The sequence below is a fragment of the Frankia sp. RB5 genome (assembly GCF_059816245.1).
The window spans coordinates 26,281-36,120 of record NZ_JCBATA010000081.1 but is presented as its reverse complement, the minus strand read 5'-3'; the positions used below and the strand labels follow the sequence as shown (position 1 = coordinate 36,120).

6 protein-coding genes are annotated in these 9,840 nt (G+C 75.5%); 4 read left to right on the top strand and 2 right to left on the bottom strand.

Annotation, left to right across the window (positions count from 1 at the left end; translation table 11 throughout):
- From AC6EXY_RS29535 to AC6EXY_RS29520, 4 genes are all read left to right on the top strand, one after another.
- Window positions 1-257, top strand: a 257-nt coding sequence (locus tag AC6EXY_RS29535; protein WP_499817277.1) for a GDP-mannose 4,6-dehydratase, incomplete at its 5' end; no start/stop codon positions are given.
- Between the two features lie 122 nt (window positions 258-379).
- Window positions 380-2,161: a hypothetical protein gene (locus AC6EXY_RS29530; RefSeq protein WP_499817276.1), complete on the top strand. Its 1,782-nt coding sequence runs from the start codon at window positions 380-382 to the stop codon at window positions 2,159-2,161.
- On the top strand, window positions 2,158-3,528 hold the full coding sequence (locus AC6EXY_RS29525; protein WP_101832390.1) for a glycosyltransferase family 4 protein: 1,371 nt from the start codon (window positions 2,158-2,160) through the stop codon (window positions 3,526-3,528). Before AC6EXY_RS29530 ends, AC6EXY_RS29525 begins: the two co-directional genes overlap by 4 nt.
- A gap of 33 nt (window positions 3,529-3,561) precedes the next feature.
- Entirely contained in the window at window positions 3,562-8,367 is a 4,806-nt protein-coding gene (locus AC6EXY_RS29520; protein WP_499817275.1) for an alpha-(1->3)-arabinofuranosyltransferase domain-containing protein, read from the top strand.
- A gap of 68 nt (window positions 8,368-8,435) precedes the next feature.
- Here AC6EXY_RS29520 and AC6EXY_RS29515 read toward each other — a convergent pair whose 3' ends face one another.
- Both AC6EXY_RS29515 and AC6EXY_RS29510 read right to left on the bottom strand, forming a co-directional pair.
- Window positions 8,436-8,864 (bottom strand): DUF3037 domain-containing protein, encoded by a 429-nt coding sequence (locus AC6EXY_RS29515; RefSeq protein ID WP_499817274.1) that lies wholly within the window; start codon window positions 8,862-8,864, stop codon window positions 8,436-8,438.
- Window positions 8,857-9,789, bottom strand: a complete 933-nt coding sequence (locus tag AC6EXY_RS29510) for a HipA family kinase (protein WP_499817280.1) — start codon at window positions 9,787-9,789, stop codon at window positions 8,857-8,859. The genes AC6EXY_RS29515 and AC6EXY_RS29510 overlap by 8 nt, the downstream gene beginning before the upstream one ends.
- Window positions 9,790-9,840: the final 51 nt, after the last annotated feature.

Sequence of the window (9,840 nt, the reverse complement as noted above, 5' to 3'; positions counted from 1 at the left end):
AGACGCACAGTATTCGGGAGTTGTTGGATGCGGCGTTCGCCCGGGTGGGGATCGCGGACTGGTCGGAGCTGGTGAGGCAGGATCCGCGGTTCTTCCGGCCGGCGGAGGTGGATGTGCTGGTGGGGGACGCGTCGAAGGCGCGGGAGGTGCTCGGCTGGGAGCCGAAGGTCGGCTTCGAGGAGCTGATCGCGATGATGGTCGACGCCGACCTCGCACTGGAGGCGGAATCGACGGGCAAGGCGCTGACGATCAGGTGAGTGCCGGCCCCTGGACGGACCGCGCAACCGGACGCCCCACCGCGGGTGAACCGGCCGCGAGCGGGGTATTCCCCAGCCCCCACCGGGGAGGACGTCCGCGTGCGCCGTCGGGGAGGGCTCTGATGAACCGCAACGCCACCCCGTCGGGGAACGAGTCGGGCCAGACGCCGGTCGGACCCGCCCGCCGCGCCCCGGCCCTACCGTCCTCCCCCGCCACCCGCGGCCCGCTGGACCTGCGTGATCGTCACGCCGTCCGCGGCCCGCGAGCGGCGTCCCGCCCGCAGGCGCCCTCGGCCCGCCACGCCACCCCGCTCACCCGGCGGGCCCCGCTGCACCGCCCGGCGCCCGATCCGCGCCCGGCACCCGGGCTCCCCGCGGACGCTCCCCCACCGACCGAACCGGAAGCCGCGGGGCCGTCGACGCCACTGCGCGGGGCGCTGCGCGGGGCCGTCCCGCTGGCCGCCGCCGGGCTGGTCGCCAACGCCGCCAACCTGGGCGTGACCCTGATCATCGCCCGGGCCATGAGCACCCGCTCCTACGGCGCGGTGGCCCAGCTCATCGCCATCTTCTTCGTGGTGTCGATGCCCGGCAGCGCGCTGCTGGTCGGCGTGGTGCGCCGCGTCACCCAGTGGCAGCACAGCGGCCGCCTGGAGCTGATGGCCGGCTGGGTGCGCCGGGTTCGCCGCGCCGGCGTCGTGACGGTGCTGGCGGTGGCCGCGCTCGCCCTCGGCGGCCGGGGGCTCGTGGCCCACGAGCTGTCCCTGCCCGGGCCCGGCGGCGTCACCGAGATCATCACCGCCGGCGCCGCCTGGTGCCTGCTGTGCGTGGACCGCGGCCTGCTGCAGTGCGCCCGGCTCTACCCCGCGCTGGCGGTGAACCTGCTCGTCGACGCCGCGGTCAAGGCGGTGGTCACGATCGCCCTGGTGCTCGCCGGCCTCGACCAGGCGGGCGCGGCACTCGGCGTGCTGTGCGGGGTGGTCGTCGCGCTGGCACACGCCCGGCTGGCCCTCGCCCGCGCCCCCCATGCCGTCCGCGCCTCGGCGGCCCCCCACGCCTCCCCCGCATCGGCCGCCTCCCCCGCATCGGCCGGCTCCCCCGCATCGGCCGGCTCCCCCGCGTCCCCCGACTCCCCTGCCACCGGGCACATCACCCCGCGCACCGGTCCGCAGGGGGTCTCCGCGGCTGCCGGGGGCGACACTGCCAGGCTCGGCAACACTGCCGGGATCGGCGACACTGCCAGGCCAGGCGACACTGCCGGGCTCGGTGCCGCCGGGCCCCGGAGGGCGCCCCAGGCGCCGGCGCGTCTCGCCGTCGAGGTCGCGGCGGCGCTCGTCGCGCTGGTGCTGCTCGGCCTGCTGCAGAACGTGGACGTGCTGGTGCAGGGGCGGCTCGCGCCGCAGCTGTCGGGCTCCTACGCGGCCGTCTCCGTGGCCAGCAAGGTGCTGGTGCTCGCCGCGGTGGTGCTCGCGGGCTTCCTGCTGCCGGAGGCCGCCGACCGGCGCCATCTGGGCCAGCACGCTCTGCATCAACTGGGCGCGACCATCGCGATACTCCTCGTACCGGCAGTGGGGCTGCTCACCGCCGCGTTCCTCGCACCCGACACACTTCTTGCTCTGGCCTTCGGCCCCCGCTTCACCGACGCCTCCGGCGCGCTCCTCCCCCTGGCCGCGGCGATGACCTGTCTCGGAGCTACCGTGTTGTTCACCCATTACCTGCTCGCTCTCGGCGAACGCGGCGTCCTGCTGGCCCTGGGGCTCGCCGCCGCCGTGGCCCTTCCGCTCCTGGTCTGGGCGGACGGATCCCCCACCGCGACCGCTCGCGCCGATCTCGCCTGCCAGGCGGCGCTCGCCGTCGTCACCGGCCTGTCGGTGCTGGCCGCGGCCCGCCGGACGGCCCGGGCATGAGCGCGCAGAGCAATGGCCGTGGCCCGGGCGCCACGATCCCGCCGGTGCCGACGGGCCTGATCCGGCCGCAGGCGGGCACCGCCGCGGGGACCGGCACCGGTGACGCCGTTCCGGCCCGGCTGCTGGCCGCGCAGGTCGGCGCGCCGGGCATCGAGGAGGTCGCCCAGCGCCCGCCGTCACTCGCCGAACTCGTCGAGACGTCGGGGCTGCGCCGGGTGCACATGCTGGCCTGGCGGGACCTCGACGACCCGGAGTCCGGCGGGTCGGAGCTGCACGCGGACAAGGTCGCCGAGCGCTGGGCGCAGGCCGGCCTCGACGTGAGCCTGCGCACCGCGATGGCGCCCGGGCATCCCGAGTCGGTGCGGCGCAACGGCTACACGGTGGTCCGCAAGGCCGGCCGCTACTCGGTGTTCCCCCGCACCGCGCTGTCCGGCGCGCTCGGCCGCACCGGCCCGTGGGACGGCCTGGTCGAGATCTGGAACGGGATGCCGTTCTTCTCCCCCGTCTGGGCCCGCTGCCCGCGGGTGGTGTTCCTGCACCACGTGCACGCCGAGATGTGGCGGATGGTCCTCTCGCCGCGGCTGGCCACGGTGGGCGAGACGATGGAGTTCAAGGTCGCGCCGCCGATGTACCGGCGGACCCGCATCCTCACCCTGTCCGAGTCGTCCCGGCACGAGATCATCGAGCTGCTGGGGCTGCCGCCGCGCAACATCACGGTCGTGCCGCCGGGCATCGACCCGGCCTACACCCCCGCCGGCGAGCGCTCGCCGCATCCGCTGGTGCTGGCGGTCGGCCGGCTGGTGCCGGTGAAGCGCTTCGACGTCCTCATCGACGCCCTGCTGCGCGCCCGTGACGAGCACCCGACGATGGAGGCGGTGATCGTCGGCGACGGCTACGAGCGGCCCGAGCTGGAGAAGAAGATTCGCGCGGCCGGGGCCGGCGAGTGGCTGCGCCTGGTGGGCCGGGTCGACGACGAGGAGCTGCTCGCCCTCTACCGGCGGGCCTGGGTGCTGACCTCGGCGTCCGCCCGCGAGGGCTGGGGCATGACGATCACCGAGGCGGCGGCCTGCGGCACCCCGTCGGTCGCGACCCGGATCGCCGGGCACACCGACGCCGTCGTCGACGGCGAGACGGGCGTGCTGGTGGAGGACCCGGCCGAGCTCGGCAAGACGCTGGCCGGCGTGCTCACCGACAACGACCTGCGGGCCAGGCTCGCGGCCGGGGCGCTCGCCCACGCGGCGACGTTCACCTGGGCGGAGACGGCGCGGGCCACGTTCGCCGCGCTGGTCCGGGAGGCGGCGCGGCGCCGCGGCCCCGGCCAGGAGGCGGCGGCCCGCGCGATCGGCGCGACCGGGCGGCGCCGGTGACCGTGGCGACGACCCCGGCGATCCGGTGATCCGGTGACCCTGACCACGTCATCCTCCGGAACGGACGGCGCGACGTCCACGAACGGGACGACGTCCACGAACGGCGCGCGGCCCCCGGCCGCGGCGCGGCGCGGACGGTGGCCTGGCCGCCTGCCGTCGTGGCCGACCCTCGTGCTGGCGGCGATCGCCTACCTGCCGCTGCTCGCCACCGCCCCAGGCAAGATCGGCGCGGACACCAAGGCCTACCTGTACATCGACCCGGGCCGGATGCTGCGCCGGGCGGTCTCCATGTGGGACCCCGCGATCGGCATGGGCACGGTCACCCACCAGAACATCGGCTACCTGTTCCCGCAGGGGCTGTTCTACTGGCTGGCGCAGGTCGCCGGGCTGCCCGACTGGGTGGCCCAGCGGCTGTGGACGGGCTCCATCCTGTTCGGCGCGGGCACCGGCGTGCTGTTCCTGCTGCGCTCGTTTCGCTGGCCGGACCGGTTCGCGTTCGTCGCCGCGCTCGGCTACATGCTCTCCCCCTACATCCTCGAGTACGAGGCGCGGATCTCGGCGATCCTGCTGCCCTACGCGGGGCTCGGCTGGCTGATCGGCATCACCGTGCGCGGGCTGCGCGAGGCGGAGCCGGGCCGGGCGGGATGGCAACCGTCCGGCTGGCGTTTCCCGGGCGCGTTCGCGCTGGTCGTCACGACCATCGGCAGCATCAACGCGTCCAGTCTGATCTTCATCATGTTCGCGCCGCTGCTGTGGATCCCGTTCGCCGTGTGGGGTACCCGGGAGGTCCGCCTCGGCGCCGCGCTCGGCATGAGCGCGCGCGCGGTGCTGGCGATCCTGGTCACCTCGGCGTGGTGGATGGCCGGGCTGTACACCCAGGCCGGCTACGGACTGAACGTGCTCGCCTTCACCGAGACCATCCAGACGGTGGCGAGCAGCTCGCAGGCCTCGGAGGTGCTGCGGGGCCTGGGCAACTGGTTCTTCTACGGGCAGGACGCGCTCGGCCCGTGGATCGCGCCGGCGACCGGCTACACCCACAGCCTGTGGCTCATCGTCGTCAGCTTCCTGGTGCCGATCCTCGCGCTGGTCGCCGCCTCGGCGGTGCGCTGGGGGCATCGCGGCTACTTCGTCGCGCTGATCCTGCTGGGCACGACGATCGCCGTCGGCGTCTACCCGTACGACGACCCGTCGCCGTGGGGGACGCTGTTCAAGGACTTCGCCGAGGGCTCGACGGCCGGCCTCGCCCTGCGGTCGCTGCCACGCGCGGTGCCGATGGTGGCGCTGGGACTGTCCGTGCTGCTCGCCGGTGGTCTCGCCGCGCTCGAGGAACGGCACGCGCAGCGGCGGGCGGCATCTCCCCCCGGCGCCGCCCCCACCGGTGCGCCCAGCCGCGCCGCGCGCCTGCGCAACACCCCGGCACTGGCGATGGGCCTGGTCGTGCTGCTGATCGCGCTGGACATGACGCCGCTGTTCCGCGGCGAGTTCGTCGACCGGCTGCTGGTTCGCCCGGAGAACATCCCGTCGTACGAGAAGGACCTGGCGCACGCCCTCGACGCGGACGACGACGGCTCACGGGTGCTGGAGCTGCCCGGCGCCGACTTCTCCCACTACCGCTGGGGCAGCACGCTCGACCCGGTCACCGAGGGCCTGATGGACCGGCCGCTGGTCGTGCGCGAGCTCATCCCCTACGGCGAGGCCGGCAGCGTCGACCTGGTCCGGGCGCTCGACCGCCGGCTACAGGAGGGCGTGCTGGAGACGTCCGCCGTGCCGGACCTGGCCCGGCTCATGGGCGTCGGCGACGTGGTGCTGCGCAGCAACCTCGCCTACGAGCGCTACCGCACCCCCCGTCCCCGCTCGACCTGGGACCTGTTCACCTCTGAACGGCCGGCCGGGCTCGGCACGCCCACGACGTACGGCCCGCCGGTGGCCGAGGATCCGGGCATCCCGTTCACCGACGAGATCACCCTGGGCACGAAGAACACCGTGCCCGACCCGCCGGCGCTGGCCGTCTTCCCCGTCAGCGGCACCCAGCCGATCGTGCGCACCGCCGCCACCGCCCGCCCGCTGCTCGTCAGCGGCAACGGGGAGGCGCTGGTCGACGCCGCCGCCTCCGGACTGCTCGCGGGACCGGTCGCCGAGGGGCGGGCCATCCTGTACGCGCCGGCGCTCGCCGACTCCCCCGACGACGTGCGCCAGGCCCTCGACGACGGCGCCGACCTGCTCGTCACGGACACCAACCGGCTGCGGGCCGAGCGGTGGACGGGCGTGCGGGAGAACTTCGGCTACGTCGAGCAGCCCGGCGTCGCGCCGCTGAAGAAGGACCCGAACGACAACCGGCTGCCGCTGTTCCCCGGCGAGACGGCCGCGAACGAGACGACGCTGAGCCTGCACGCCCCCGGCGAGCCGGCGAAGATCGCCTCGGTGACGGCCTCCGGCTACGGCAACTCGTTCGCCTACGGGCCCTGGGACCGGCCGGACCGCGGCATCGACGGTGACCTCGCCACCGCCTGGCGGGTCGGCGCCTTCACCGACCCGACCGGCGAGGAGTGGCAGACCACGCTCGCCGTGCCGACCACCACCGACCACATCACGCTCACCCAGCCGCTGTCCGGGCCGCGCAACCGGTGGATCACCCGGGCGACGCTCACGTTCGACGGCGGCTCGCCGATCACCGTCGACATGTCCCCGTCGTCGCGGACGCAGGCCGGCCAGGTCGTCACCTTCCCGTCCCGCGCGTTCCGCACCCTGCGCATCCGGGTGGACGCGACGAACTTCGGCCGCCAGCGCGGCTACGACAACGTCTCGGCGGTCGGCTTCGCCGAGGTCGCGATCCCCGGCGCTGACGGGAGGCCGCTGACGGCGGACGAGGTGCTGCGCATGCCCAGCGACACCCTCACCACCGCCGGGGCGTCCTCGCTCGGGCACCGGCTCGCGCTGCAGATGTCGCGGGACCGGGCCAACCCGGCCGAGCCGTTCAAGCAGGACACCGAGGACGTGATCAGCCGGTCGTTCGACCTTCCCACGACCCGCACGTTCGCGCTGACCGGCACCGCCCGGGTCTCCGCCTACGCCTCCGACGACGGCATCGACCGGATCCTCGGCCGCCCGGCGACCCTGCCCGTCGTCACCTCGTCCGGCCGGCTGCCCGGGTCGATCGCGGACCGCTCGTCGAGCGCGTTCGACGGCGATCCGTCGACCGTCTGGAGCCCCGGCATCGGCACCCAGGTCGGCGCCTGGATCCAGGTCGCCTCACCGGCGCCGGTCACGACGTCGTCGGCGACGATGTCGCTGGTCGCGGACGGCCGGCACTCGGTGCCGACGCGGATCGGGCTGATCGTCGACGGACGCCAGGTCGGCTCGGTGGCCGTCCCGCCGGTGAGCGACACCACCCAGCGCGGCGGCACCCGTCAGGTCACGCTGAACTTCCCCGCGGTCACCGGCAGCACCTGGCGGTTCGCGGTGGAGGACGCGCGCACGGTCCGCAGCCTCGACCCGATCAGCCGCCAACCGCTGGCGATGCCGATCGGCATCGCCGAGATCGGCCTGCCCGGCCTGCCCACCGGGGCCGCCGACGCCACCGGTGCCTCGGGGACCTCGGGGACCTCGGGGACCGCCGCGACGGGGCAGCCCGTGGCGCAGCAGCTGCTCGCTCAGCTGCCCGGGACCTGCCGGTACGACCTGCTCAGCATTGACGGGCAGCCCGTCGGCCTGCGGATCGACGGCTCCACCGCGGACGCCGTGGCCCGTCTCGGGCTGCGGGTGTCGACCTGCGGCGGGGCGATCACCCTCGGCCCCGGCGAGCACCTGGTCCGCACCGGCAACGGTGCCGGCCTGGGCTTCGACCTCGACCGGCTGCTGTTCGCCTCGGATGCCGGCGGCGGCCCCTGGCTGGGCGCGGGCGACACGGGCAACCCACCGGCTGCGGCACAGCAGCCGTCCGCACCGCAGCCGTCCGCACCGCAGCCGTCCACCCAGCAGGCACCCGCGCAGGCCCAGTCCGCGCGGTCGGCCGCGACGCAGTCGACGGCGGCCCAGTCGACCTCGACGCGGCCGGCCGACGGGACGCGTCCGCAGGTCACGGTCACCTCCACCTCGGCGACCTCGTTCACCGCTCAGGTGACGGGCGCGAAGCCGGGCACGCCGTTCTGGCTGGTGCTCGGGGAGAGCCTGTCCCGCGGCTGGAAGGCGACGGTGAACGGCACCGACGCCGGCGCACCTCGGCTGGTCGACGGGTACGCCAACGGCTGGCGGGTCACGCCCACCGCCGCGGCGTTCACCGTGACCCTCACCTGGGCTCCCCAACAGATCGTCCGGTACAGCCTGGTGCTGTCCGCGGTGGCGGTGCTGTTCTTCCTGGCCCTGGTGCTGGTGACCACCCGGCGGGCGACCGGCCGGCGGCGGGCTGCCGCCGCGGTGGCGGGGGTGCAGGTGCGGCCGGACCTGCCCACGGTCGACCCGTGGAGCGGCCGGGCCGTGTCGGCGGACCCGCGGACGACGGTGGTCGCGGCGGTGGGCGCGGGCCTGCTCTCCTGGGCGCTGGTCTCGCTGTCCGCGGGGATCGTGGTCGCCTGCGCGACGGCGATCGCGCTGCTCGCGCCGCGTGGCCGGTGGATCACCAGGGTGGCGCCGGCGCTCTGCCTGACCATCAGCGCCCTGTACGTCCTCGAAGTGCAGGATCGCCATTCGCTGCCGACGAACGGCGACTGGGTGGCGGCCTTCGGCAAGGTCGCGATGGTGTCCTGGCTGACCGTGCTGCTGCTCGCCGCCGACCAGCTGGTGGTCGTGCTGCAGGGCCGCCGGGAACGCTCCCTCGGCAGCGGCGCCGCCGACCGTTCCTGACTGCGCCGCCCTGCCGGCGGTTGTGCCGCCACCGGTGGGCCCCCGCGCGCGCCCCCGGGTGTCATGGTTCAGGCGACCGGGGCCGGTCGCGTGCCACCCCCGGCGGCCGGCGGGGCCGGCGGGTCGACCAGCAGCGCGGCGAGGCGCTCCAGCTCCGCCGCCGCGTCGCAGGTCAGGCCGGTGTGCACCGGCGAAGTCTGGACGACCGTGCTGCGCGGCGCGGTCAGCCACCGGAACCGCTCCCCCGGGGCGAGCCGCCCCGCCGGGCCCGCCGCCGCACCCCCGCCGCACACCGCGGCGAAGGCGGCCAGGTGCGCGACGACGGCGTCCGCGTCGAGGTAGGGGTCGAGGGCGGCGAGGCGGGTCTCGTCGAGCCGGCAGCGCAGGTCAAGGTAGCGCGCACGCTGGCAGTACAGGACGACGCCGACGTTCACGAACTCCCCGCGCTCGACCCTCGGCACCACCCGGATCGCCGCGTACTCGAACAGCTCACGCATCGCCGTCTCCCGTGGCGGCCCGCCCGCCGGTGCGCAGCCAGTCCCCGGCGCGCAGCCAGTCCGGCCGCCCCGAGTGTCCCGCCGCCCCCGGCCGCGCCGCGCCACGCGCACCGCTGGCGCTGCCGCCGCCCGCGGTCGTGCCGCCGGCTCGCGCTGGTGGTGCCGTCGCCTCGGCGAGCGCCGCGAGAACGGGGTCCCGCCAGGCCGCCCGCGCCGCCAGCCGCCCGAGCAGCCAGTCGACGTAGCGGACGCGGGGCACGTCGAGCCAGGCGTCCGGCACCCGGTCGACGACCGCGGTGAGCAGCTCGGCGTCGACGCGGGCCGCGAGCGCCTCGTCCGCCGCGGTGAACGCGCCCGCGGCGGCGGCGACCAGCGGCAGCAGGACGTGATCCGCGACGCCGGGCAACGGCCGCGCCACCGCCGCGGCCGCGCTCGCCCAGTCATGGTGCGGGTACAGCGCGGCGCCGTGGTCGATCAGCCAGAGCCGCCCGCCCCAGACCAGCAGATTCGGGTTGCGCCACGACCTGTCGACGTTGAGGGTGAGCGCGTCCAGCCAGAGCGCCCGCGCGGCGGTCTCGCCCGCCACCTCGGTGGCCAGCGGGTCGAAGGTGATCGAGCCGGGCAGGTAGTCCATGCCGAGGTTGAGCCCGGCGCTGGCCCGCAGCAGGTCCTGGACCTCCTGGTCGGGCTCGGTGCGGCCGAGCTCGGGATCGACCTGCACACCGACGAGTTCGGGGACGTCCATCCCCAGCTCGCGCGCGAGCTCCCCGACGACCACCTCGGCGACCAGCGCCTTCGGCCCCTGCCCGGCCCCGCGGAACTTCACCACCCAGGTGCCGAGGTCGTCGCCCTCCATCAGCCCGGGCAGGCTGCCGCCCTCCCGCAGCGGTGTCGCGTACCGCACCGCCGTCACATGTCGCAGCACCCCGCCAGTCTGCCCGAGCATGCGGCGGGGGCAGCCGCTGCCTGGTAGCGC

Excerpts from the sequence above, each read along its gene's own strand:
- AC6EXY_RS29530 (WP_499817276.1), top strand. The coding sequence starts at position 380 with ATGAACCGCAACGCCACCCCGTCGGGGAACGAGTCGGGCCAGACGCCG.
- AC6EXY_RS29525 (WP_101832390.1), top strand. The coding sequence starts at position 2,158 with ATGAGCGCGCAGAGCAATGGCCGTGGCCCGGGCGCCACGATCCCGCCG.
- AC6EXY_RS29515 (WP_499817274.1), bottom strand. The coding sequence starts at position 8,864 with ATGCGTGAGCTGTTCGAGTACGCGGCGATCCGGGTGGTGCCGAGGGTC.